This window comes from Nostoc sp. DSM 114167, from assembly GCF_052692655.1.
Genome location: NZ_CP195116.1, coordinates 3,082,593 through 3,107,798, shown reverse-complemented (window position 1 = coordinate 3,107,798; position 25,206 = coordinate 3,082,593). Strand labels below are relative to the sequence as shown.

The 25,206-nt window shown below is 40.4% G+C and carries 18 protein-coding genes; 13 read left to right on the top strand and 5 right to left on the bottom strand.

Features of this window, described 5'->3' with window-relative positions; all coding sequences use genetic code 11:
• Positions 1-32: 32 nt before the first annotated feature.
• Both NSTC731_RS13245 and NSTC731_RS13240 read right to left on the bottom strand, forming a co-directional pair.
• Positions 33-5,459 (bottom strand): trifunctional serine/threonine-protein kinase/ATP-binding protein/sensor histidine kinase, encoded by a 5,427-nt coding sequence (locus tag NSTC731_RS13245; protein WP_445631210.1) that lies wholly within the window; start codon positions 5,457-5,459, stop codon positions 33-35.
• Between the two features lie 185 nt (positions 5,460-5,644).
• Positions 5,645-6,181, bottom strand: coding sequence for a nucleotidyltransferase family protein (locus NSTC731_RS13240; RefSeq protein ID WP_445631209.1), 537 nt, complete (start codon positions 6,179-6,181; stop codon positions 5,645-5,647).
• Positions 6,182-6,375: 194 nt separating this feature from the next.
• On the opposite strand from NSTC731_RS13240, the gene NSTC731_RS13235 reads away from it, so the two are divergent.
• The 4 genes from NSTC731_RS13235 to cobO all read left to right on the top strand — a co-directional run bounded on the left by NSTC731_RS13235 (position 6,376) and on the right by cobO (position 8,716).
• A complete protein-coding gene (locus NSTC731_RS13235) occupies positions 6,376-6,813 on the top strand; it encodes a hypothetical protein (RefSeq protein WP_445631208.1) in 438 nt (145 codons plus the stop codon).
• Between the two features lie 56 nt (positions 6,814-6,869).
• Positions 6,870-7,103 carry an IS1096 element passenger TnpR family protein gene (locus NSTC731_RS13230; protein WP_445631207.1) on the top strand — a complete coding sequence of 78 codons (234 nt, stop codon included), beginning with the start codon at positions 6,870-6,872 and terminating at the stop codon, positions 7,101-7,103.
• 138 nt (positions 7,104-7,241) lie between these two features.
• Entirely contained in the window at positions 7,242-7,697 is a 456-nt protein-coding gene (locus NSTC731_RS13225) for a GFA family protein (protein ID WP_445631206.1), read from the top strand.
• A 341-nt stretch (positions 7,698-8,038) separates the two neighbouring features.
• Positions 8,039-8,716 carry a cob(I)yrinic acid a,c-diamide adenosyltransferase gene (cobO, locus tag NSTC731_RS13220; protein ID WP_445631205.1) on the top strand — a complete coding sequence of 226 codons (678 nt, stop codon included), beginning with the start codon at positions 8,039-8,041 and terminating at the stop codon, positions 8,714-8,716.
• 346 nt (positions 8,717-9,062) lie between these two features.
• Here the strand turns inward: cobO and NSTC731_RS13215 are convergent, their stop codons facing one another.
• Positions 9,063-9,893 carry a peptidoglycan-binding domain-containing protein gene (locus tag NSTC731_RS13215; RefSeq protein WP_445631204.1) on the bottom strand — a complete coding sequence of 277 codons (831 nt, stop codon included), beginning with the start codon at positions 9,891-9,893 and terminating at the stop codon, positions 9,063-9,065.
• A 438-nt stretch (positions 9,894-10,331) separates the two neighbouring features.
• Between NSTC731_RS13215 and NSTC731_RS13210 the strand changes: the two genes are divergently transcribed.
• Positions 10,332-10,544 (top strand): hypothetical protein, encoded by a 213-nt coding sequence (locus NSTC731_RS13210; RefSeq protein WP_445631203.1) that lies wholly within the window; start codon positions 10,332-10,334, stop codon positions 10,542-10,544.
• A gap of 390 nt (positions 10,545-10,934) precedes the next feature.
• Here the strand turns inward: NSTC731_RS13210 and psaB are convergent, their stop codons facing one another.
• Complete coding sequence (psaB, locus tag NSTC731_RS13205) at positions 10,935-13,163, bottom strand: photosystem I core protein PsaB (RefSeq protein ID WP_445631202.1); 2,229 nt, start codon at positions 13,161-13,163, stop codon at positions 10,935-10,937.
• A gap of 471 nt (positions 13,164-13,634) precedes the next feature.
• Positions 13,635-13,877, bottom strand: coding sequence for a hypothetical protein (locus tag NSTC731_RS13200; protein WP_445631201.1), 243 nt, complete (start codon positions 13,875-13,877; stop codon positions 13,635-13,637).
• 455 nt (positions 13,878-14,332) lie between these two features.
• Between NSTC731_RS13200 and NSTC731_RS13195 the strand changes: the two genes are divergently transcribed.
• The 8 genes from NSTC731_RS13195 to NSTC731_RS13160 all read left to right on the top strand — a co-directional run bounded on the left by NSTC731_RS13195 (position 14,333) and on the right by NSTC731_RS13160 (position 25,090).
• Positions 14,333-15,421, top strand: coding sequence for a M24 family metallopeptidase (locus NSTC731_RS13195; protein WP_445631200.1), 1,089 nt, complete (start codon positions 14,333-14,335; stop codon positions 15,419-15,421).
• 5 nt (positions 15,422-15,426) lie between these two features.
• Entirely contained in the window at positions 15,427-16,509 is a 1,083-nt protein-coding gene (gene galK / locus NSTC731_RS13190) for a galactokinase (protein WP_445631199.1), read from the top strand.
• Entirely contained in the window at positions 16,499-16,885 is a 387-nt protein-coding gene (locus NSTC731_RS13185) for a signal peptidase I (protein WP_445631198.1), read from the top strand. Before galK ends, NSTC731_RS13185 begins: the two co-directional genes overlap by 11 nt.
• Positions 16,886-17,987: 1,102 nt before the next feature.
• Positions 17,988-19,178 carry an efflux RND transporter periplasmic adaptor subunit gene (locus NSTC731_RS13180; RefSeq protein ID WP_445631197.1) on the top strand — a complete coding sequence of 397 codons (1,191 nt, stop codon included), beginning with the start codon at positions 17,988-17,990 and terminating at the stop codon, positions 19,176-19,178.
• A 14-nt stretch (positions 19,179-19,192) separates the two neighbouring features.
• On the top strand, positions 19,193-22,486 hold the full coding sequence (locus NSTC731_RS13175) for an efflux RND transporter permease subunit (protein ID WP_445631196.1): 3,294 nt from the start codon (positions 19,193-19,195) through the stop codon (positions 22,484-22,486).
• 134 nt (positions 22,487-22,620) lie between these two features.
• Positions 22,621-22,785 (top strand): hypothetical protein, encoded by a 165-nt coding sequence (locus tag NSTC731_RS13170; RefSeq protein ID WP_445631195.1) that lies wholly within the window; start codon positions 22,621-22,623, stop codon positions 22,783-22,785.
• Between the two features lie 783 nt (positions 22,786-23,568).
• Entirely contained in the window at positions 23,569-23,844 is a 276-nt protein-coding gene (locus tag NSTC731_RS13165; RefSeq protein WP_445631194.1) for a hypothetical protein, read from the top strand.
• A 436-nt stretch (positions 23,845-24,280) separates the two neighbouring features.
• Positions 24,281-25,090 (top strand): phytanoyl-CoA dioxygenase family protein, encoded by an 810-nt coding sequence (locus NSTC731_RS13160; protein ID WP_445631193.1) that lies wholly within the window; start codon positions 24,281-24,283, stop codon positions 25,088-25,090.
• Positions 25,091-25,206 lie beyond the last annotated feature (116 nt).

Genomic DNA, 25,206 nt, shown 5'->3' with positions numbered 1-25,206 from the left:
GAGAGTGTTAAGCTAAAACTATCAAAAATTCCTTATTCTCCCAAAATTGGAATAGAAATTATAAATTGTGTTCCTTCTCCCAAGACTGATTCACAAATTAAATTTCCACCATGATTTTCAACTATAATTTGCCGACTAATAGATAATCCTAATCCCGTACCTTTTCCGACACCTTTGGTAGTAAATAGGTTTTCAAAAATGCGCTCTTTAACTGCTTCAGGCATTCCTTTAGCATTATCTTGAATCTTAATTACCACCTTGTCAGTATCTACTTGTAGATAAGTCTCAATAGTAATAATATTAGGATACTTTTCTTGAATTTCTAAAAAATCACGACCGATATTTGCTTCTTCTAAAGCATCAATTGCATTTGCAATAATATTCATAAACACTTGATTCAATTGTCCCAAATAGCATTTTACAGATGGAATATCTGCATAGTGCTTAATAATCTTAATTGCTGGGCGATTACGATCGGCTTTCAGACGATGTTGTAAAATCATCAAAGTACTATCAATACCTTCATGGATGTTAGCTAATACTTTAGAGGTAGTATCACCACGAGAGAAAGTACGGAGAGAGGTACTAATATTACGAATGCGCTGTGTCCCTACTGTCATCCCATCAATCATTTTTGGTAAATCTTTTAACAGGAAATCTATATCTATCTCTTCGGCTTTTTCTTCAATTTCAGCACCAGGATTGGGGAATTTTTCTCGGTACATTTGCAGATAGTCTATTAAATCTTTAACAATATCTTTTGCTTGGGTAATACTACCTATAATAAAACCAACAGGATTATTTATTTCATGTGCTACGCCTGCAACTAAATTACCCAGAGAAGACATTTTTTCACTTTGGATAAGTTGTAGTTGTGCCTCTTGTAAATCTTTTATCGATTGTTCTAATTCTTTAGATTTATCTTGCGCCTTTGTGTACAAACTGGCATTTTCTATGGCAATAGCCATTTGAGAAACTAAGACTTTTAATACTTCTACCCTTTCTAGAACAAAAGCTCCTGATGATAACTGGTTTTCTAAATAAATAATACCAGTAAGCTGTGATTGGTACATAATCGGCAAACAAAAGATTGATTTTGTTTGAGATTTTTGGATATAGATATCAAAATTAAAAGGTTCCGTATTTATTGCATCATTTAATACAATATATTGCTGAGTTCGGAGAACATAATTAATTACAGACAGCGGTAAATCTTGATAGGTCTCAACCGGAATAGAACGTAAAACCGTCACTACATCGTCAGTAGCATTTCCAGAAGCTTCAATATACAGGTGATTATCTTTAAGTAGGAGTAGTGCTGCTTTTTGTGCGGCAGCATTTTCTAGTAAAATTTGGATCAACTTACCCAATAAATTTTCTAAAACAATTTCATTAGTAATCGCTTGTGAAAATTTGATGAATGCATTAAAATCTAGAAAATCGCTTAAGCTGCTATTGGTAGTAGTGTTAGTGGTAATATGAGTTGTATCTATTTTTGAACTAGTGTTTTCTATGGTAGTAGTTTGTCCTACTAGAAAAACATACTTTGATTCTAAGTGTTTAACTTTAGCGATCGCACCCCAGCGAATATAGGCATAATAAGCTTTAGTTATATAAGTTTGATGAATTAATTCTTTACCTAGAGACTGATAAAATTTTCCAGCTAACTCATAGGCTAAAGCTTCTTCTTGGAGAAAACCGTTTGCTTGAGATTTGGCAATCGAGTTTTCATAATAATCCATTGCTTCAAGCTTTTGACCCAAAACCTGATACCGTTCTGCCTCCACGAGATAAAATCTGTGTAAGTGATTGGTGGGAGCATGAGTAGCCCAGAGTTCCATCTTTTGCTGATTAGCTTGGACTTTTTCTAGAATTGCTTGCTTCTCAGATTCTTTAGCAGTATGATATATTGCCAAGTGAGCTAAAGAATCGTAGAAATAAAACACTGGGACAACAAACAATCCTGTAACACCACCTAAAGATTTTTCTGCGATCGCAGCATTTTCTACAGCTTTAAAATACTCCCCAAATATGTAAGAGAGCATTAGCTTATTAACAAATAAATGGTTAATTGTGTAAAGGTCATTTACTTGCTGATGAATTGGCAGCATACTTTGCTCATCGTAAGCTTCTCCAATTAAACAGTCGACATTTTCAAAACTTCCTTTCAAGTTCAGAACTGTTTGCAAATACACTGAGTTCCAAGTGAAAGCTACTTGTTGCTTGATTTTTTTCAGCGACTCACAATAAGCTATCAGTTCTTTTTCTAGAACCCAAAGTTCCTTACCCAGCCAAAATGAATGATAGGGATAAATATAACCACAATAACCAGCATATTCTAAATCTCCAGTCTCCAGACCACTAGAATATCCTGACATTGATGATGTTAATGTCTCTCTAATATGCTCTTTCCAATGCATAACATGGGCACTAACAACCGTCAGAATCTTAGCCTTGAGTTCTTCAGCATTAAATTGTGACACTAGACGTGAAGCTAATTTCCCAAATTTATAGCCAGAATCAATTTCTCCTTGAACTCCACAAAGAAGTAATCCATAAAGACTATAACCATAAGCAGATACAGCTGTATTTCCATAGCTTAAGGATAAATTGACCATTTTACAGACAATAATTGGCATCATTGCCGGAGCAGTTTGAAAAGCCGCAGGGAGAACTCCCATTAAGATTCTCATAGCTGCAATCTTGTTAGGATCGGTCATTAATGGTAAGTTAATTAAATCTGCAATGGCTTTCCCTTTCAAAGAAACAGCAATTTCATCCATTCCCTGTTGAATATCAGTTGATGTCGGTTCGTCTGGAAAACTTATTCCTAACAATTGCAGAATTGATACTGCGGTTTGAATAGCTTTCAATTGCTTGCTTTGAATGATACAAGCGATAATCTGTACTTCATAAACTTTAACTTTATCTAAAAGAGTTTTTGCTTCTTGCTGCACTACCTCAGCCCATTTTTGCATCTGCTCAAAATCACCACCCAGATAGGCTGCTTCTGCGGCTCCTTCATATAAACCGATGGTTAAGGTATATTCCGTTTGCCAAGCGTCTATATTTAACAGTTCTATCCCATTTGTGAAATATTTAAGAGCAGCTTCGTAAGCTGTAGAAGCTTTAGCTTTTCGTCCTGCAATTAAATTTAATCGTGCCAATTCAGTTTTTTCAGATTGCTCTATCAGGTTAACAATACCTACATTCAACTGATTGACAATATCAAAAATATTAGCTTCTATTTCCTCTTTAGGTATATTTTGGAGAAGCAATTGCCCAATTCTTAGGTGAGTAGATTTCTTGAGTTCTTGTGGAATTAAGGAATATGCTGCTTGTTGTACTCTATCATGCAAGAATTTGTAACCCACCCGTGAAGTGTCAAAATTTAAATGTACCGCTTCTTCTTGATTAAAAACTAAAGGGATGCGGTAAGCTTCACTTAAAGGCAGAATTAATCCCGCTTGCAAAGCTGAGTGTAAATCATTTGCTGTCAAAGAAGCTGATTTTTCATTGACTATCGATAAAACATCCAGACTAAATCTGTCGCCTACACAAGCTGCTAATTTTAAAACATCTTGGGTGGATTTTGGTAATTTTTCAACTCGGCTGGCAACTAACTCAACTACATTTTTATCGGTAATTCCAACTGCTTGAATATCCTCTAGACTCCATTGCCATTTAGCATTATTAAAGTCAAATTTTAAAAGTTTTTCTTGATGAAGTGCCTGAATTAGTTGTGTTATAAAAAATGGGTTCCCACCTGTTTTGTTACAAATCAACTCAGCTAGCTTAATAATTTCTTTGTTAAAGACTCCTGTTTCTTTATCCTGTTTCACCTCTATTTCTTGAAGAGTTTCGGCAACTAGTTGAATTACATTATCTAAATTTAAGGGTTGCAATACAAGATTATTAACAACCGTGCCATTATTTTTAATTTCTTCTATTTTTTGGATTAAAGGATGTGCTGAACTAACTTCATTATCCCTATATGCCCCAATAAATAAAAAGTATTTGCTATCAGGATCGGTTATGAGCAGTTGAATTAAATTTAAAGTAGCTGAATCTGCCCATTGTAAATCATCTAAAAATATAACTAATGGGTGCTCTTTTTGAGTAAAAACTTGTATAAATTCTTTAAAAACATGATTGAATCGATTTTGTGATTCTGTTGCACCAATTTGGGCGACTTCCGGCTGTGTACCGATGATTAATTCTACTTCTGGAATTACATCAGTAATAACTTTTCCATTTGTTCCTAAAGCTGATAATATTTTACTACGCCATATTTCTATTTTTTCATTATTCTCTGTCAGCAGATACCGCATTAAATATGCAAAGGCTTGAATTAAAGAAGTATAGGGTATATTCCGTTTTAACTGATCAAATTTACCAGAAATAAAGTACCCTTGTCTGCGAGTAATGGGTTTATTAACTTCGTTGACTAGAACTGATTTGCCAATCCCAGAATAACCAGAAACTAGCATCATTTCACTAGTTCCAGATGTAACTCGCTCAAATGCAGCTAAAAGTTCATTAACTTGTTCTTGACGACCATATAATTTTTGGGGGATTAATAACTGGCTCAATATATCCAAACGACCTGGCACAAAATCAGTGATGATTCCCTTTGTTTCTAACTGCTTGAGACATGATTCTAAATCTGCTAATAATCCTGTAGCACTTTGATATCTGTCTTCCGCATTTTTTGCCATCAACTTCATCACAATTTCAGAGATAGCAGTAGGAATTTGTGAATTTAATGATTGCGGGTTTCTCGCTTTAACTGCAATGTGACTATAAACTACTTCTAGGGGATCTTGGCTAACAAATGGTGTTTTCTCGGTGAGCATTTCATATAAAGTCACACCAAGGGAATAAAAGTCAGTACGATAATCAAGAATGCGATTCATTCTCCCAGTTTGTTCAGGAGACATATAGGCAAGTGTGCCTTCAACGCAGTTAGGGTTATTAAATTGGGGATTTTCTTTATTGAGACGGGAGGCTATACCAAAGTCAGCGAGTTTAACAATACCTGTTTGGGAGTTAATTATGATATTATTAGGTTTGATATCTTTATGAATAATCTGATTATTATGCAAATAATCTAAAGCTTTAGTCAGTTGAATAGCAATCTTTAAATGGTTAATTAAGTCAAGCTTTTTTATTTGGAGCAGTTGAGATAAAGACTGACCACCAAAGTCTTCTAACAATAATCCCACACGGTTTTCAAAGGTTTCAAGACTGATAGCTTTAATTATATTTGGATGGTCTAAACCTTGCTGAATTTGATACTCATTTTTAAGGCGAGTAAAGGCTTCAAGGGTCGGATATTCATTTTTAAGCAGCTTGAGGATAACTCGCTGTTGCGTCTTTGGAGTTTGTGCTTGATAAATAATTGTTTGGATTCCTTCGTGGAGAGTGGAGTTAATTTGGTATCCAGTACGATTTGGCATTGATTTTTGCCTATAAAGTTATAAAATTAGCATCATCCCTGTTCTATTGTGAAAGGGGTTCTAGTTTAATTATTCCCAGTACGTAGAAAATTATTAACATTGCGCTTCGGTATCCAAGGGTTGTAAATCAAAAAGTGATTATTTCCTGGTCACGGAAACTAGCGGCTAAAATCTGACTGTAACTTTTACGCCAACCGCAGATAAGGACACTTCTGTAAAAATCCAGATGCCTTATTATGGGCATCTAAATTATGAGTATGCGTTGGTGTAGGTCGAATAATGCCAGCAAATAGGTCATCCAACCCGTAAGGTGTAAAAAATTGCCATTGTCTTTGAGCATTTAGTCGAACTCCTACAGCGGTAGCGGTGTGTAGCCAATCTGTGATGCCATCCTCTGTACTAGTATAAAGTTTGCTACCAAGACGCCAACGAGCAAAACTGGCTTGATTTTTGACATCAAACTCGTCATCAGGAAATTGTTCTGTGAGAGTCGCTTTTGCTGCTAGTTCTTGGGAACGGTTCCCTTCTATATCAAAGAATGCAATATCGAAATCTTTAATACCTAACCCACAGCCATTGCCAAAAATTGAAGACCAAACGGTGTTTCGGACTGCACCTCCGGCTAACCACCAGTTAGGTAGATTTAGTTGAGCGATCGCAGGTAATACTGTATTAATACGTGTATCAGCTAAAATCATCTGTAGGCGAGTGTTACTATTCATATCAAATTCCTGGGATTGTCAAGTAGAAGATGAAAATATTATCATTCGCATTTCATTAAATTTACGGTATTGATAGTCCTGTTGTGACACTTTGCAGGCCAATGTTTATCAGGATAACTTCTGTAGTCATAGTATAAAGAAAACAGGTTGAACAAAAGGTTAAATTGTGAATTTAGAATTTAGAATTTTTCTTTATGGAAGATTTATTTGCGCGACTAGAACGCACACTCAATCCTGAACTGCCTTCCTTAACAGAGTCACAACAAAAACTCCTCCAAGAACTCAGTATTGATGAAAATCAACCCGGTACGATTCTGCATGACTTTCAAACTCTGATAGATTTCTTACAACCAAATGGAGTGGAAGTTAGTAGTATTAATAATCTTCTACCGCTAAAAGTCATATCAGAAGTTAATTCTCAGTTAAGTTACCCAATTGAAACTAAACTCAAACGCCCCGTACAGAAATCATACCCCTACATTAATGGACTATATCTGTTATTACGCAGTTCTGGAATAGCCCAAATTAAATCCCAAGGAAAGAAGCAGGTTTTAGCTTTAGACGCCGCAACTTTACAATCATGGTCAAGCCTCAATTTAACAGAACGCTATTTCAATTTATTAGAAGCTTGATTGATTTGGGGAAATAATGAAGTTTTGGGCGCATCATAAAAATTGGTCATGCTTATATGGAAATACCCCCATTTGCAGACCAAGTGCAGGTTGGTGATTTGTCTCTAGAACCAGGTGGTAAAATGACCTATCTTTATGATTTTGGTGACAACTGGAAATTTGATGTGCAGTTAGAAGCAATTAATCCACCTGATAATAAAATCAAAAAACCGAAGATTTTAGAAGTTTGCAAAAATGCACCTCAACAATATTGGAGTGAGGATGATGAATCGGATGAAGATGAAGGATGAAAAGGATTTAGGAAAGTGCAGAGAATGAAAATATATTCATATCCACATATTTTATATTTTTGTTTAATAAAACCTGCTTTCATATTAAAGTAGTTTTAGTTACAATAAAGCAATACAAATTGTTAGGAGGTAAAACCTGTGAATCTTCCATATACTGGAGGTTGTCAATGTGGACAGATTCGTTATGAAATTCATGCCCAACCTTTAACACTTTATCTATGTCACTGTAAGGAGTGTCAAAAACAATCGTCTAGTGCTTTTGGAATGTCTCTTACAGTATTACGAGATGCTGTTGTAATTGTTCAGGGGAAACCGAAAGCTTGGACTCGGAAAAATGATAGCGGGCGTGAAGTAAATAACCTGTTTTGTGGCGACTGCGGAACGCGATTGTTTCACGAAAGGACTTACAATGCAAATACTATCAATGTCAAAGCTGGAACCTTAGATGATACAAGTTGGTTGCGCCCAGTGGGTAACATTTGGACACGCAGTGCCCAGTCATGGGTGATAATTTCAGACCAATTGCTCAACTATGACGGGCAACCAGAGGATACGCAGGCTTTATGGGAAAAATGGAAACAACAACATCCATAATTGCAAAACTTATGATACTAGATAGACATCATACTCCTGATACTTAAAGTATCTAACTCATGACTGTACCAAAAAAGATAATAAAATTTTACTGGTAAAATGCTTTAATGAACATATTAGATTATTTAAAACAGTAATAGTAAACTCAAATTATAAGTTCAGCTTGTGTATCATATATAGTTTCACGTGTCTGTAAAACATTAATAAAGCTAACGCACTATTAATATTTAACATGAAAGCTTACTGGACATTTCCAATCAAGTAATGTAGGTAAAATTGGATAACTAAGGCGATTTTGGTTCATTTTCAACACTTTTAACAGTTATTTCTAGACAAGCTTAATGAAACACGATACACCACCAGAATTGAACCCAGACCAAGAAATTGGGCGCTTAATTGATGAGGTAATGTCTTCATCTCTGACTGATGAACAGTACCGGAAAAAAATGCAGCGACGCAAAGAAGTGCAAGACAAGCGCATAGCAGAAGCTGTACCAGAAAAAGGATTAATTATTGTAAATACTGGTAACGGTAAGGGTAAAACCACTGCGGCTTTGGGGATGGTGTTGCGATCGCTCGGTCATGGGTATAAAGTAGCGATCGTCCAATTCATCAAAGGTAGCTGGGAACCTTCCGAAAAAAGGGTTTTCAGCTATTGGGAAGATCAGATAGAATTTCACGCAATGGGCGAAGGCTTTACCTGGGAAACTCAAGACCGCGATCGCGATCTTGACAAAGCTAGCGCCGCCTGGGAAAAATCCTTAGAATACATTCGCAACCCAGACTTTCATCTAGTGTTGTTAGACGAAATCAATATCGCCCTCAAAATGGCTTACTTACCAGTAGAAGACGTTTTAGCAGGTTTGGCGCAAAAACCCGCTAACAAACACGTTATTCTCACAGGTAGAGGCGCACCACCTGCTTTAATTGAGCGTGCTGATTTAGTAACTGAAATGACTCTAGTTAAGCACCCTTTCCGCGATCAAGGTGTAAAAGCACAACCGGGAATTGAGTATTAAATCAGAATTCAGAATTGTTAAAAAACAGGTTTCCTACTCCCCAGAGATTAGAAACCTGGTTTTTAATTTTCATATGTCATACCAATTTGAAAAAAGAATGCAACACATAGATAATAGATATCACCAACCCTACCCTTACTAAAGAGTGCGCGTCAGCGTGGGTGGGCTGATCTGTCGCAAACATTTTTTGAATTGGTATCAGATGTAAAAAAGCAGATTTCAAGTTGATGAGGTATACAAGCTAAATCTGTTATCTAGGTAGAAAGCGTGTTTTACTTCTGTTAGCGCAGCCAGGCGTAGCCCATTCTGAATTCTGAATTCAGACTTCTGCTATCAATCCCATTTGTTACTTCTTATTCCAAAGACTTAAAAATGCTTGAGAGATAGCTGGGGTAATCTGACTTTGTAAGTGATTTAATGCATCACGATGATTTGCATTATTGTCATCATAATAAGTAAACAGATTTGTCAGCTTGACAATCTCAGGATTTTGATCGTTTGTCCCCCTCCATTTGTTAGTAACTTTGTGTAAAACGTCCTTGGGTAGATTTTGTTGTAAGTTATTTAACGCTGCGATGTAAGAAGGATTTTGAGGATTCTTTTGGAATTGAAAGCATAAATCTCTCAGCTTTAGTTGTGACTGAGGCGGAGTCTGGGGCTTATCTGTGAGACTAGATTGTTGTAGAATTTGACGCTGTTCAATAGTAGCAATACCATTTTCAGTTAAACCCTGAGATTTCTGAAATTTTCTGACTGCTGTATAAGTAGCCGGGCCATAAAAAGGCTTGTTTGGAGGAATTTCAGCATTGGTTGCAAAACCATGAAACTTCAATCTGTTTTGAAGCCCGATGACTGTTTCTTCCATTACAGTTCGAGTCTCTGCATCAGCATTACCATTAACCACAAGTTTTTGTGAGTACTGTTTCTGAAACTTTTTAATCGCTTCTTCAGTAGGATCGTCTGTCAAGGAGTTGTTATTCCGCTTCCAGGGAGCAAATTTAGTCAGATCCGGCTTAGGATCGATCTCAGGAGCTAAATATCCCAATCCGATCAATATATGACGGATAACTTCAGGGCTACTAACGGCCATGCTTTTTGGTTCCTTTGCGATTAAACTACCATTTAATGTATCTTGTTTTACAAAAATTAGGTAAGTAGAAATAAATAAATCTAACATTTCTTGTTTGCAAGGCGTTCTGAAGGATAAGCGAAGTGTGACTACAAGCTGCAACTCTTTGAGACGTTAGACGTATACGACTACAGATAGTGAAAAAAAAAGAGATGCGATCGCTCATTCTCAACTATTAATGATACTACGTGTTCAGGGCACAGTATTGCTCATTGGTGTCAACTTAAGAAGATGAAGCCCAAATTTGTTGGGTGTAAGCGTCAGTAGTATTACCACGTAGGACGACTTGGGAAAATGGTATAAACCGCGAAACACCATTTCTGTAGAAATGTTGACACCAATGAGTATTGTCTACCCTAACGAGAAATCTATATCACTCCAGACTGGATTCTGATAATTTTGCTATAAGCCTTCTGATAGTGTATTTCTCTAAACAAAAAAGTTTAGTCTGGGAATGTTTAGTTATAAAAATGAGAGGTAATAGTTATGCCTAGTGGACATGCTAACCATAAAGGAACTTCTGATAAACCCAATGTTAATGCCAATGGAGTAATTGATGATGCTGCTGATAAATCATTAAACCCTGACGATCTCCTGTCGGAAGAGCAAACTAACACAGAAGTCCATAGAGTCGAAGAAAGTGTTAAGTTTCCTCCTGCTACCGAACGTCCAAGTGAAAAATCAAATACTAGTACCTGAAGTAACTATAGTACTCATATTTGATTTTTGAAATACGCGTAGTGGCATGGCAAGGTTAAAATATTACAAAAAAATTGTAGGTTGGGTTGAATAATTCTGTTAATGATTAGATTTTAGTTTTTGTGAGTTTTTTAAACCCAACATTTTAAGCATGTCACGCTACTACGTCTAACTTTGCCCCGCTACGCTAACGCAATTAAAAAACTTAGAGATATCAAGTGTTTCAGGGTTTACATCTGTTTCATAATTTTAGTGAATTGGTATTACGCTTTTAGCGCACCTCATATAATCAATCTCTTTTTTGGCGAAGGTATTGAATATACAAAAATCCCCCTTTAACCGGACAGGATAAAGGGGGAGATGGCTAAGGTCAGAAGCTTTTTATGGGTTTCAACCGAATTTACCGGCGGTTGAAGCTATGAGGAATGCTCCGTATGTAAGGATGTAGCCAACTGTGAAGTGAGCTAGACCTACTAACCAACCTTGGACAATGGACAGAGCAACAGGTTTATCTTTCCAGCGAGCTAAGTTAGCCAGCGGAGTACGTTCGTGTGCCCAGACTAAAGTTTCAATTAACTCTTGCCAGTACCCACGCCAGCTAATCAAGAACATGAAACCGGTTGCCCAAACCAAGTGTCCAAAGAGGAACATCCAAGCCCAGACAGACAGGTTATTGACGCCGTAGGGGTTATAACCGTTAATCAACTGAGCGGAGTTAGCCCAGAGGTAATCACGGAACCAACCCATCAGATATGTAGAGTTCTCATTGAACTGAGCAACGTTACCTTGCCAAACACCGAGATGCTTCCAGTGCCAATAGAAAGTCACCCAACCAAGGAGATTCAGCATCCAGAACATAGCGAGATAGAAAGACTGTTCCCAAGAGGAAGTTTGGCAAGTACCGCCCCGACCTGGCCCATCGCAGGGGAAGGTAAAGCCGAAGTCCTTTTTATCAGGCATCAATTTAGTACCACGAGCATCCAATGCGCCCTTAACACAAATCAAGGTGGTGGTGTGCAAACCTAAAGCGATCGCATGGTGAACCAAGAAATCGCCAGGCCCAATGGTCAAGAACAAGGAGTTAGTGCCAGCGTTGATCGCATCTGTCCAGCCTGGCAACCAGACGTTAGCGTAGTTAGGCCAAGCTGTATAGGCAATGCTATCTGGGTTAGATAGTAAAGCATCCATGCCATACAGTAGTTTCCCGTGAGCAGATTGGATGAATTGAGCAAACACTGGCTCAATCAAAATTTGCTTTTCAGGAGTGCCAAAAGCAACTACAACATCATTGTGGACGTATAACCCCAGAGTATGGAAGCCTAAGAATAACGATACCCAACTCAGGTGAGAGATAATCGCTTCTTTGTGCTGAAGTACGCGCTCAAGAACGTTACCTTTGTTTTGTTCTGGGTCGTAATCCCGAACCCAGAAAATACCAGCATGGGCGAATGCACCAATCATCAAAAACCCAGCGATGTACTGGTGATGAGTATACAGTGCCGCCTGTGTTGTGTAGTCCTTACCAATGAAGGCGTAAGGAGGCATCGAGTACATATGCTGTGCCACTAACGACAAGGCAGTACCCAGTGCTGCCAAGTGTATAGATAACTGGAAGTGCAGCGAGTTGTTATAGGTGTCGTACAGCCCTTGGTGCGGTAAATTGAACTGACCTTCGGTTTGAATACCAAAGAATTTTCTAGCGTTGAGCATCTCTTTGATGCTGTGCCCAATCCCGAAGTTAGTCCGATACTGATGACCGGCAACGATAAAGATAACTGCGATCGCTAAATGGTGATGAGCCATATCAGTCAGCCATAGCGATTCAGTCTGGGGATGGAAGCCACCCAAAAAAGTCAGAATAGCTGTCCCTGCGCCTTGAGATGTGCCAAACAAATGCCCTGGTGTATCAGGATTCTGGGCATATACACCCCAATCACCCCTCCAGAAAGGTGCTAAACCTGCTGGGTGTGGCAAGGTAGTCAGAAAATTATTCCAACCAACGTGCTGACCGCGAGATTCGGGAATGGCAACGTGAATAAGATGTCCAGCCCAAGCCAGAGAGCTAACACCAAACAAACCTGCCAAGTGGTGATTTAGGCGAGGTTCAGCACTCTTGAACCAAGCCAAGCTAGGACGATACTTAGGTTGCAAGTGTAGCCAACCAGCAAACAAGAACAATGCTGCTAACAGCAACAAGAACACTGAACCTTGATAGAGGTCATTATTCGTCCGCATCCCAATGGTGTACCACCAGTGGTAAACACCAGAGTAAGCAATGTTAACAGGATTAGTAGCACCCCCTTGAGTAAAAGCTTCTATTGCTGGTTTACCAAAATGAGGGTCCCAAATTGCGTGAGCGATTGGGCGAATATGCAGAGGATCTTTAATCCACTGTTCAAAATTACCTTGCCAAGCTACGTGGAACAATAGACTAGATGCCCACAGAAATATGATTGCCACGTGACCGAAGTGAGTAGCGAAAATCTTTTGGTAAAGATTTTCCTCGGTCATCCCATCATGGCTTTCAAAATCATTTCCCGTAGCGATCGCGTACCAGATCCGACGCGTAGTTGGGTCTTGTGCGAGATCCTGGTTAAATTTAGGATATTTTGTGGCCATGCAATTTAATTACATCTCCTTAAACGCTAATCCAAGTTGCTAGTTCTAACGAGTCAGCAACTTTTTACAATTGAATCAGCACCCTTTCAGCCTTGGATTGGAGGTCAATCTAAATAGCAAAAGCTGATGAGTATTGAGGATAAAACAGCCTTAATTCTTAGACTTACATCATTAGACGGTATGATGCAATTCATTTCCATAGAAGTAATAAACTAATTAATGACTACCATTTCCATCTAACTATCGGACGATATTTGTATTAAATGAATTTGTAGTCTTAAATACAGTCTCATAGCTGGAAATTTTAATAATTTTTTTATTAAAATGAGCTTAAAATTTTGTATATACGTGACATGATGATAGTTTTTTAGCAAAATAAAACAAAAAATTAAGCTCAAGTTTAAGTAAATATTGGTAAGCTAAAATGCCAAGTATTTCTACTTTTTTTGAAACCTAAGTTAGGTAAATTATTTAGGGGTTAATAATTCCGTAGTAAAGAGCGACAACAAATAAGAAAGTAGCCAATATAAGCACGGTAAACCCATAGCGAGCTAGTGGATTGGGTAAGTCATGATTGGTGATTATATTATCCTTTTGTACCTGAGTCATCTGCTCAGCTCGATCGGGTTCTTGAGCATTCATGTTGTTAGGTGGGTTCTCTGACAGAGGAACATTATTTTCTGTTATCTTGTTTTGAGTCTCTTGGGATTTCATGGGCTTTTTTTGATGTCTTTGTAGCTATTGCGCTTTTATAATTTCAAAAATTTACTAACACTTACATCGTTCTTGAGAATTACCTTGGCTTGATGTGCGGTTCGCCTAAAGGAGTTAGTCGATGTAAAGTCGATCTGTAATTGTCAATACACAGCAAAGAAAGAAGAATTCAGAATCTATTAGTAGATGTAGGGTATGTTATGCAGTAGGTTAATGTACCGTTAATTGAAGGTGCTAATATCAATTATTTTAGTAAAATTGATAACTTACAATTAGAGAACTGGTTAGAAAATCAGATATAGATTAATACAATTAATACACTGCCATATCAGGATTGTTGAGTAATCCGACGGTAATAGCGATCGCTAGTGTACCATTTGGAATACCAACCTCAGACAGACGCAGACAGACCTAGATAAACTTGATAATTATCTCTATCTATCTGTATTTTCCCTATGAATGAGGAAGTCTCCAAAAAGCTAGAGTTAATCAGGCAAACCTTGCATGAATCAGAAGTGCAAGGCCTGCGTTTGCGTGGTACAGACTGGTTTGCTTGGGTGACAGCTGGCGCTTCTAATACCGTGCTGCTGACTGCTGAAACTGGCGTAGCAGAAGTATTAGTAACTACTGAAGATGCCTGGGTATTGACGGATGAAATTGAAGCCCAGCGTCTTCAGGATGAAGAACTGCCAGCTAATTTTAAGGTATATGCGAACCCTTGGGCTGATTATGCTGCCCGTGAGTCTTTCGTTCGTGATGTAACTGGCGGCGGGAAAGTAGTTAGCGATCGCCCCATCTCCAATTTAGAACAGCCGTTACCCGTAACTCTGCAAAAACATAAACGGGTAATGATGTCAAGTGAATTAGAGCGATATCGTCAAGTCGGGCAAAAAGCTAGTCAGGCAATGACAGAGGTACTCAAAGCCGCCAAGCCAACTTGGACAGAATATCAATTAGCGGGTGCGGGTGCAGAGGCGTTATGGGCGCAAGGGTTACATCCAGCGCTGACACTAGTAGCGGGTGAGAGGCGTTTACCGCTATACCGTCATGCAACAGCCACCGGAGAACAGATTGGACAGCAAGCGATGCTGGTGTTTTGCGCGAGAGGTTACGGTTTGTATGCAAATCTGACTCGATTTGTTTGTTTTAGTGAGCTTTCAGGCGAACGGGCCGAATTGCATTCCCATGTGCGCGAAATAGAAGCAGTAATTTTGAATTTGTGCCAACCCGGAACCACTCTCGATGCAGTTTATCACGCGCTAGCTCAGGCTTATGAGCAGCATGGATTTCCTAATGCCATCCGCGAACACCACCAGGGAGGAACCACTGGATATTTAGCGCGAGAAATCGTTGCCAATCCAACTACTACTGATGCTTTGACAGAAGGTATTGCTGTCGCTTGGAATCCCAGTTTACCAGGGGCAAAGGTTGAAGATACTTTTGTGATTCTCAAGGATGGAAAGTTAGAAAATCTGACTTTCGATCCAAATTTTCCTAATGTTGAAGTAGAAGGAAGGTTACGCCCTGTACCTTTGTACAATTAAAAATTATGGATTTTCAACAAGTATTCGGTAAACCACCTGAAACTGAAGCCAGTGCGCCAGGAAGAGTAAATTTACTCGGCGAACATACTGACTATAACGATGGCTTCGTTCTGCCAACTGCGATTCCTCAGGGTACGACAGTACAGCTAGGTTTTAGTAGCGATTCCCAGCATCACTTTTACTCGGAAAATTTAAACGAGCAAGTGAGCATTTCAGATATCAATCATACCCCGTCTGGATTTGCTAGTTATATTTTTGGCTGTATTGAGCTTTTGCAAAAAGCAGGATACACAATACCGCCGCTTTGTGTATACGTCAACTCGTCGGTTCCTATGGGTTCGGGTTTGTCTAGCAGCGCGGCTTTGGAAGTAGCAACGCTGCGGGCATTACGCCAACTTCTGAAGCTTCCCATTGATGACGTTGAAATTGCCCAATTTGCCCAGCAAGCAGAAATTCACTATGCTGGCGTGCAGTGCGGCATCATGGATCAGATGGCTTCTAGCTTGGCTGATACTGAGCATATATTGTTTTTAGATACTCGGACTTTAGAACGCCGGGTGATACCTTTGCCTGAGAATGCAGAGATTTTGGTTATTGATAGCGGCGTCCCTCGCACCCTGGCAAGTAGCGGTTATAATCAGCGTCGGGCTGAGTGTGAAGAAGCGGCGCGATCGCTAGGAGTTAAAGCACTACGAGATATTACTGATGTTAACGTAACAGAAAAACTACCCGAACCTCTACGGCGGCGTGCCCGTCATGTGGTTACAGAAGATAACCGCGTCTTGGAAGTATTACAGGGAGTAACATCTGAGCGATTTGGCAAATTGATGAACGCATCCCACGCCAGTTTGAGAGACGATTACGAAGTGTCTGTACCTGCACTAGATACTCTAGTCGAATTATTGCAAAAAACTCCGGGAGTGTTTGGTGCAAGACTGACAGGTGCTGGATTTGGTGGTGCTTGTGTCGCTTTAGTTGTGGCTGGTGAAGCCAGAAGTATTGCAACCCATATCCTTGAACAATATAAGCAAGTCGGTTACAACGGGCAAATTTTGGTTCCTTCTTTGGAGTTAAGTGATGCAGCCTAAAGTTGTTTATGGAAACGCAGGCGTTGAAGGTGTAAATCGTTGGGGATGGTTCATGGGTCACTTTATCACCCCTGAAGACGATCCGCGTTCCACGGAAATGCTAGAAGTAAAATGGGCTGTTCACAAAGCAGGTGACAGTAGAACTGAATGGGCAGTAAATAACCAAGCTGCGACGCTTTCAATTCTCATTCACGGGGAATTTCGCCTGCAATTTGAAGATAGAGAAATTTTATTATCTCGTGAAGGTGATTATGTTCTTTGGTGTGCAGGTGTGTCCCATTGGTGGGTTGCTGAGTCCGACTGCACTATTCTCACTGTCAGATGGCCTTCAAAACCAGGTGATAGTGTTGAATTAGCCGGAGTGTCAAAGACTTAGTTTGCTAAGTAATTGAGCATAATTAATTTTAATTAGGTTTGATGCTCTCTGATTTTTCAGGGCTACTTTGCTTGTCAACATCAGATTTAAGATACAAAGTCAGATACTTAAGTAGGTTGGCTTAAATAATTATCGTTGCGATCGGGTAGAAGCATAAGGAAAGAGGGTTTGAGCCTTGTTTACTTTTCTTTACACAGTTTGCTTTTATTGTGCCGACTTACTTATCATTTTCAAAAATCTTTGATATCTACCCTACAAACTTAATTATCTCTATCTTTGGTATTTTTTTTAATCCGTTGAACTCACGTAGTATGAATCCAGAGATTTTTTGGAGATGAGTTTGCTTGACGTAAAGCCGTGATTCTAATGAAAGATGCATCTAATGCGATCGACAAAATATCTAGACATATAGAAAGTTTATTGCAAATTTCAAGTTAGTGAAGTACACAACCTAAGTCTCAAAGCCAGGTATAAAACTTGTTTTATATCATGTCCGCCAAATTATCCATAATAAAAAACCCCACCCCGCCAAAGCTGTGCTTTGTCTCCCCTCCCGAAGAGCCTACGGTGTACACACAAGTCTGAAACAGTTCACTCATTTGAGTTTAAGCGTAAGTTTTACCCCTCCCTAACCCTCCCCTTGGAAAGGGGAGGGAACTGTATTTCTAGTTTCCCCCCTTTCCAAGGGGGGATTAAGGGGGGTAATTCGACGGAGGGGTTGGAGGCTTTCAAGGGCAGGCTTTTAGGCTTTCGATAAATAGTTGAGAATGTTCTCAATTATTGAACGTAGTTTTAAGTTCTCAGACAATGGTTTTGGTTTTAAAATCCCAAAAATTTGTCTAATCAAAAAAACCTGCCCCAGAAAGGGGGTTGGAGGTGGGGTGATTCGAGTTTAATAAGTAATCAAGCGGACATCATATTACTTCTGAATTCTGCTGTCTTGCAACAAAGCTGGAGGCTTTCTTAATCCCTTGGATTGAGACGTAAAAATTATCCAGTGTATAGATTTAACTAATCAGCATTTTATTTCATGCTAAAACGCGATTATCTACTTAAATACTTAAACTGTTTACTCGCAAATCCAGTATTAGTTATCGTACTAATGCTTACAACATTGACGAGTGGTTGTCAAAAAAACGATCCGGCAGCTAATGCTCAAAGCCCGCCAGCATTGCCAGTAAAACTTCAAAAAATTGACGCAGGCACAATCGAAGAAAGTTCCGAGTTTGTCGGGTCGTTGGAGGCGCAGCAAAAGGTCATATTACAGCCACAAATTCAAGGACGAATCGAATCGATTTTGGTGTCGAGCGGTCAGCGAGTGCAACAGGGTACGCCGATCGCATCTTTGAGTTTAGATCAGGCTCAGGCCAATGTCACCAGTTCGATCGCAGCTGCTAATTCGGTGCAAGCAGCATTGGCTACTGCTCAAGCAGAGCAACAACAAGCCGAAGCCCAACGCACCAAAGCAGCTGCAAATGTTCAACTGCAACGCACACAATTCAATCGTAGCCAACAGTTGGTCAACGAAGGAGCCATAGCAAGACAAGAGTTAGACATTGCTAGAAATAATTTACAAACTGCTCAAGCAGACCTGCAAACATCCGAAAAGCAAGTCGCAGCAGCTAGAGCAGCCGTCCGCCAAGCACAGGCAAATATCCGCCAAGCTCAAGCAAGCACGGCTGCGGCGCGAGTCAGCCTCAATTTTAAGCAGGTGGTAGCACCCATTACTGGCGTAGTCGGTGAATTTCCGGTCAAGGTTGGAGATTATGTCAACATCGGACAAACAATTACCACACTCACACAAAACGATTCACTGGATCTCAATCTTTCTATACCCTCAAATCGGTTGCGCCAATTACGAACGAACTTACCCGTGCAGTTAATCGATCCCACCACCCAGCAAGTAATTGGTACAGGTGCGATTAGCTACATTTCTCCAAATGTAAGTTCTAATCAACAGTCTGTTTTGAGCAAAGCCCGCTTTCGGAATTCACAAGGGCGATTGCGCGATGGACAATACGTTAGAGCTCGCGTGATTTGGAATCGACAACCAGGTATTTTGATTCCCACCGTTGCAATTTCTCGCGTTGGTGGACAAAGTTTTGTGTTTGTCACCGAAAACAAAACCGTCAATGGACAACAGCAGCAAGTTGTGCATCAGCGTTTAGTGCGCCTGGGAGATATTCAAGGGTCCAATTATCAAGTTATCGATGGGCTTAAATCCGGCGAAACGATTGTAACTTCTGGCATTCTCAAACTTAGAGAAGGCGCACCAATCCAACCAGTATCATAAATCCAGGATAATTTATGATTTTTTCGATCGCCAATACCTTCATTAAACGCCCGGTATTAACTACCGTTTGCACTCTACTGATTCTGATTGTCGGTGGGGTGTGTATTCCGTTGTTGCCGCTTAATTACTTGCCAGATATTGCACCGATTCGCGTTCAAGTCTCAGCTTCTTATACTGGGGCGGATGTGGAAACTGTCGAAACTGCGGTGACAACTACGCTGGAGCGACAAATTAACGGTGTAGAGGGAATGCAGTACATGACCTCGAACAGTTCCGCAGGTAGTAGTCAAATTTCGGTATATTTTGGGTCGCAGATAGATAAAAATATTGCTCAAGTTAACGTCCAAAATCGTCTCGCCCGTGCTACACCTCGCCTACCGACAACGGTGCAACAATTCGGCGTGACAGCACAAACATCTTCTACAAGTATTTTGTTAGTTTATGCTCTTTACCCCGAAAATAATGAGTATGACGCGCTGTTTATTAGTAACTATATCGATCTGAATTTGCGAGATCAACTGCTGAGAACGCCGGGAGTTGGAGATTTAACAATTTTTGGTGAAAAGCAATATGCAATGCGGTTGTGGCTCGATCCGAATGCGCTGGCAAGTCGAGGCTTAACTGTAGCAGATGTCTCTACAGCATTGCGATCGCAAAACATTCTCGCCGGAGCCGGAACGTTAGGTCAATCGCCTATCCCTCCAGGTCAAAGTTATGAAATTCCGTTGCGAGTCAATGGGCAATTTAAAGATGCGTCAGAGTTTGAAAATCTAGTTATTCAAGCCGGAAGTAATGGCAGTTTAATTAAACTCCAAGATGTAGGTCGTGCAGAACTTGGCTCGGAGACTTACAGCAGCAATGCGAGAAATAATGGTAAGCCGTCGATTGGGATCGCAATTTATCAATTACCTGGTAGTAACGCCCTGGATGTCTCGAAAAACGTTCAGGCTCAGATGAATGAGTTGATGAAAGACTTTCCACCGGGCTTAAAAGCTGAGATTGTCTACGATACCGTTGGATTTGTGCAAGCGTCACTCGAAGAAGTATTGAAAACACTAGTTGAAGCGATCGCTCTTGTCGTACTGGTGATTTTTCTGTTTCTGCAAAACTGGCGAGCCACAATTATTCCCTTGGTTGCCATTCCCGTTTCACTGATTGGGGCGTTGGCATTTGCTTATGTGTTTAGATTCTCGTTGAATAATTTAACGTTATTTGGCTTAATTTTGGCAACAGGATTAGTGGTAGATGATGCGATTATCGTTGTGGAAGCGATCGCCCGCAAAGTTGAACAGGGAATGCGACCACTGCAAGCATCAGTCGAGGCAATGGATGAACTTACCGGAGCGGTAGTTTCAACGTCGTTGGTATTGATGGCGGTTTTTATCCCGGTGGCATTTTTTCCCGGTTCGACAGGAAAAATGTATCAACAGTTCGCGTTGATTATTGCTTTTTCAATTGCCATCTCAACGTTTAATGCTCTTTCCTTTAGTCCGAGTATATCGGCAATTTTGCTCCGCCCGCCTCGCCCTGCACGCGGCCCCCTTGGTTGGTTTTTTAGTCGTTTCAATCAAATTTTACAATGGATTATTGACAAGTATTTAGCGACGGTGAATTTTCTGATCCGCCTTCGTTATGTGGTAATTGGATTATTTGTGGTTGGTTTAGCTGCCACTTATTTTATGTTTACCCATGTTCCCACCGGATTTGTTCCGAGTGAAGACCAGGGAATTGTCTTAGGTATTATTCAAGGGCCAGATGGAGTTGCCCTCAACTATACCGACCAAGTAATTACAAAACTCGAACAAATTCTCGAAAAAGAACCAGAGGTGAGTAACGTTTTCGCCACTTCGGGATTTGGCTTTGCAGGTAGTGGTTCAAATCGCGGTGTCTTCTTTGCAAAACTCAAGCCGTGGGAGGAGCGCACTCAACCCAATCAAACTGCCTCTGGAATTTTAGCCCGAATCAATAAAGAATTTGCAACGATTCCAGAAGCTATTATTACCGCAGTCAGTCCCCCACCAATTCAAGGCTTTAGTACGTTAGGGGGATTTGAGCTACAGCTAGAAGACCGAACTAACGGAAGATTAACAATCAATGATTTTTATGCGAATGCTCAAGCGGTAATCGCCCAAGCCAATCAAAAACCAGCGCTCAAAGGCGGCGTTTTTACTCAGTTTACTGCTAGTACACCACAGTTTCAAATTGACTTCGATCGCACTCGTTTAGAAGCACTTAACATCGATTTTCAACAAGCTGTCACCACGCTTGGAACTGCAATTGGCTCCCAGTATGTTAACGATTTTACCTTGGGACAGCGTAGCTACCGCGTATATGTTCAGGCAGATGCTAACTATCGGCGATCGCCTGATGATATTCGGCGGCTTTATGTGCGATCGGCAAATAACCAAATGGTTCCATTGAGTGAGGTTGCAAAAATCACACCTACTACAGGCCCATCTGTAATTTCCCATTACAACGGCTTCCGCGCGATCGATTTGCAAGGTAGAGAAGCGTCGGGCTACAGTAGTGGACAGGCAATTCAGGCAATGCAGCAAGCCGTGACTGAAGCAGCAACACCAGGTGTTGGCAGTGATTGGATTGGCACTGCCCGCGAAGAATTAAGTGCAGGTAACTTGGGGATTTTGATTTTTGGCTTCGGGATCATTATGGTATTTCTGACGCTGGCTGCTCAGTATGAAAGTTATATCGATCCGGCGATTATTCTCTTAACTGTACCGTTAGCGTTGTTAGGTGCATTGAGTGCCTTATCTTTGCGCGGTTTGGTTAATGATGTCTACGCAAACGTGGCGTTAGTGATGCTGATTGGATTAGCGTCAAAGAACGCGATTTTGATCGTCGAGTTTGCCAATCAAGCCCTAGAAGAAGGCGCGACAATTCGACAAGCAGCCGTAACCGCAGCGCAAGAAAGATTCCGACCGATTGTGATGACTTCAAGCGCCTCCTTGCTAGGATTTTTCCCCCTGGTAATCGCCACCGGAGCCGGTTCTGCCTCGCGTTGGTCATTAGGAACAGCCTTATTTGGCGGGTTACTCGTAGCAACAATTCTGAGTTTGCTGATTGTTCCAGTCCTGTACGTAATCATCAAAACTTTGGAAGAACGCTTCTTGAAGAAAAAACCTGCTAATCCTTCCCAACCGCCATCTGGGGATGGAAACGAAGATGGAAAATCAAGAGCGATGCCAACTCCAGTCGGAGACGCTGCGCCAGCGACGAACGCTCATCAACATTCATCTGTAATTATCAGGCAGAATGCTGATGATCGCAAACGTAATGATTCGAGTAAGTAATACCAATTTGAAAAAAGAATGCGACAAATAGATCATTTGTAGAGACGCGATTCATCGCGTCTTCAACCAAGGATGTGTTGCAATCATTAATTGAATTGGTATAAAAAAGCAAGAGGGTTAAGGCAAGAAACGCGATGAATCGCCGTCAAGACAAAAGATTGGTTATTGTAGAGACGGCGATTTATCGCGTCTTTGTGATGATTTATCGTATCTTTAGCGATCTAAAATTTTCATTAAAAAAGTTTAACCAAACCGTATTGGGCGTCAGCCTGCCGTTAGGCAAGCGCATAGAGGCTTAGTACAGCATTTCATTAATTCATAGCGAATTAAATTTGGCAATACACGACAATGCTAATGCATCGGCTTGCATTGTTAATACATCGGCGGCCTTGTTAATGCATCGGCTTGCATTGTTAATACATCGGCTTGCATTGTTAATACATCGGCGGCCTTGTTAATGCATCGGCTTGCATTGTTAATACATCGGCTTGCATTGTTAATACATCGGCGGCCTTGTTAATACATCTGACTTTTCACGTTATGTGGAAAAGTCCACCAAAAACCTAACCCCCTAACCCTTTCAAGGGCAGGCTTTTAGGCTTTCGATAAATAGTTGAGAATGTTCTCAATTATTGAACATAGTTTTAAGTTCTCAGACAATGGTTTTGGTTTTAAAATCCCAAAAATTTGTCTAATCAAAAAAACCTGCCCCAGAAAGACCCCCTAACCCCCTTCCCGACACGGGAAGGGGGAAAGTTCAAAGTCTCTCTCCTCTTAGGAGAGAGAAATAGAAGAGAGGTTTTCCAGATGGCGTGAAAAATCAGGTTAATGCATCGGCTTGCATTAAAAACACTACGCTTTTACGCAAAGCTGTACTTAGAAAGCTGGTTTCATTTGTTCTCTGTTTGTATGAAACCACCCTAGAGCGAGGAGGGGGTTGGGGGTAGGGTTCAGTACCAACTCAACCCAGAATCGGTATTATTACAAGAGGTAAAGATTAAGCTGTAACTTTGGGAACCACTGACACAATGTAGAGTATCTCTTAATAATTTAGCAAAGCTATAAGCATTGGAGCAAAGCAAATGAACGCTAAATTAATCGCTTTTTCTGGCTTTGTGACAGCATTTGTAGGTGCAGGAATTGGCTTTATTATTGCTAATTTACTTCCTTGCCCCTACACAAGTCAAATGTATAAAGATTTAGAGCAAAAATATGCGATCGTTGGTGCAGTTGCAGGCTTGCTAATTGGTTCTAGTCAAGAAATGATTCGAGAACTCAAGCAAGAGCGCGATGCAGAAGAAGAATTGCTGCGGGATTTGAACAAAGCTATTCACTCAAGTACAGATCGAGAAAATTGATGACAATTTTTTGACAATAACTAACAGCTATAGCAAAAATTCCGATCGCAATTCTGGAAAACTGCAAAGCAAAACACCATACAAACAAGTGGTAACTCTGGAATTGGGCTAGCAGTCGCACTTCCCCTCGCCCGTAAAGCTGCCGATGTGCTGATGTATGCAGGTGTGTAGATTGGTGGTTTGGTGAGTCCAACTGCACTCTTTTGACTATTAGATGCCTTTTAAACGGCAGGCGATCGCGTTGCATTGTCTGGAGTGTCAAAGAGTTTAGTTATGTTAAGTAATTCGTTATAATTAATATAAATTAATTGTTACAGAGGATTGGCATAAGCCACCAATTTTAAAAATAGTGCGCTACTATCGACAAGCAATAAAAAATCTCCTAGAGGTCTGATATTAATACGCCTCTAGTTATAAGTTGAAGAGGATAAAAAAGATGGTTCAAAGTATAGGCGGTATAGCGAAATATTCAGCTACCGACCTAGACCGATTTGCTCAAAAACTGAATCAAGACGGAATTTGTGTGATTCCCGGTGTTTTTGAGCAAAAATTAATTGACGAGTGGGCACAAGCTTTTGAAAAATTATTTCACGAGCGTCAAAATCAACCGGGTGGGTTGGCTCCTCGTGAAGTTTCCCGCTACTATCTAACCTTGCCTTGGATTTACCCATTTGCGAATGAATTAGTTTTTGCTAACCCAGTAATTATGGGTATCTTAGATCGCGTATTTTACCAAGAATACGTGATGGTTCAGATGGGAGTTGATGTCCCATTCCAGGGTTCAGATTATCAGGAAACCCATCGGGATTTTCGCCCATTATTTAGCGATCGCATAGTTACACCACTGTACGCCCTCGCAGTTAACTTTCCCCTTGTAGAAGTAACCGCAGACAACGGCCCGTTCCAAATGGCACGCGGTACCCATGTTATACCGCGTGAAGAAGGATTAAAAAAGGTTGCCAGTGGTGAAATTCCGATGGAATCTTTTTATATGCAGCCAGGTGACGTAATGGTGCGATCGCCTTTAGCACTACATCGGGGTTCCCCAAATCGGACAAACCACCCAAGACCGATGGTAGTCATGGGCTATGCTATGCATTGGTTGCACACACCAAAGGTAGATTTGACTCTCCCACAAGACTATTATCAAAGCCTCCCAGAAAAACTAAAGCAGATGCTACGGTGTCAGCTAGTAGAAAGCTTACCTAAGAACAAAGTCGAAACTTACGTGAATTTCAAATACTAGTAGTTCGCCAAGCAAACTTGGCGGGGTAAAGGGGAAGGGGGAAGGGGGAAAGAGTTTAAATCCCTTACCCTTTACCCTTTTCCCTTTCCCCAGCCCTCACCCAGCATTTTTGGGTT

Bases quoted from the DNA above. Each gene is read 5' to 3' on its own strand.
- NSTC731_RS13245 (WP_445631210.1), bottom strand. From the start codon at position 5,459: ATGCCAAATCGTACTGGATACCAAATTAACTCCACTCTCCACGAAGGA.
- NSTC731_RS13240 (WP_445631209.1), bottom strand. From the start codon at position 6,181: ATGAATAGTAACACTCGCCTACAGATGATTTTAGCTGATACACGTATT.
- NSTC731_RS13235 (WP_445631208.1), top strand. From the start codon at position 6,376: ATGGAAGATTTATTTGCGCGACTAGAACGCACACTCAATCCTGAACTG.
- NSTC731_RS13230 (WP_445631207.1), top strand. From the start codon at position 6,870: ATGGAAATACCCCCATTTGCAGACCAAGTGCAGGTTGGTGATTTGTCT.
- cobO (WP_445631205.1), top strand. From the start codon at position 8,039: ATGAAACACGATACACCACCAGAATTGAACCCAGACCAAGAAATTGGG.
- NSTC731_RS13215 (WP_445631204.1), bottom strand. From the start codon at position 9,893: ATGTTAGATTTATTTATTTCTACTTACCTAATTTTTGTAAAACAAGAT.
- NSTC731_RS13210 (WP_445631203.1), top strand. From the start codon at position 10,332: ATGCCTAGTGGACATGCTAACCATAAAGGAACTTCTGATAAACCCAAT.
- psaB (WP_445631202.1), bottom strand. From the start codon at position 13,163: ATGGCCACAAAATATCCTAAATTTAACCAGGATCTCGCACAAGACCCA.
- NSTC731_RS13200 (WP_445631201.1), bottom strand. From the start codon at position 13,877: ATGAAATCCCAAGAGACTCAAAACAAGATAACAGAAAATAATGTTCCT.
- NSTC731_RS13195 (WP_445631200.1), top strand. From the start codon at position 14,333: ATGAATGAGGAAGTCTCCAAAAAGCTAGAGTTAATCAGGCAAACCTTG.
- galK (WP_445631199.1), top strand. From the start codon at position 15,427: ATGGATTTTCAACAAGTATTCGGTAAACCACCTGAAACTGAAGCCAGT.
- NSTC731_RS13185 (WP_445631198.1), top strand. From the start codon at position 16,499: ATGCAGCCTAAAGTTGTTTATGGAAACGCAGGCGTTGAAGGTGTAAAT.
- NSTC731_RS13180 (WP_445631197.1), top strand. From the start codon at position 17,988: ATGCTTACAACATTGACGAGTGGTTGTCAAAAAAACGATCCGGCAGCT.
- NSTC731_RS13175 (WP_445631196.1), top strand. From the start codon at position 19,193: ATGATTTTTTCGATCGCCAATACCTTCATTAAACGCCCGGTATTAACT.
- NSTC731_RS13170 (WP_445631195.1), top strand. From the start codon at position 22,621: ATGAATCGCCGTCAAGACAAAAGATTGGTTATTGTAGAGACGGCGATT.
- NSTC731_RS13165 (WP_445631194.1), top strand. From the start codon at position 23,569: ATGAACGCTAAATTAATCGCTTTTTCTGGCTTTGTGACAGCATTTGTA.
- NSTC731_RS13160 (WP_445631193.1), top strand. From the start codon at position 24,281: ATGGTTCAAAGTATAGGCGGTATAGCGAAATATTCAGCTACCGACCTA.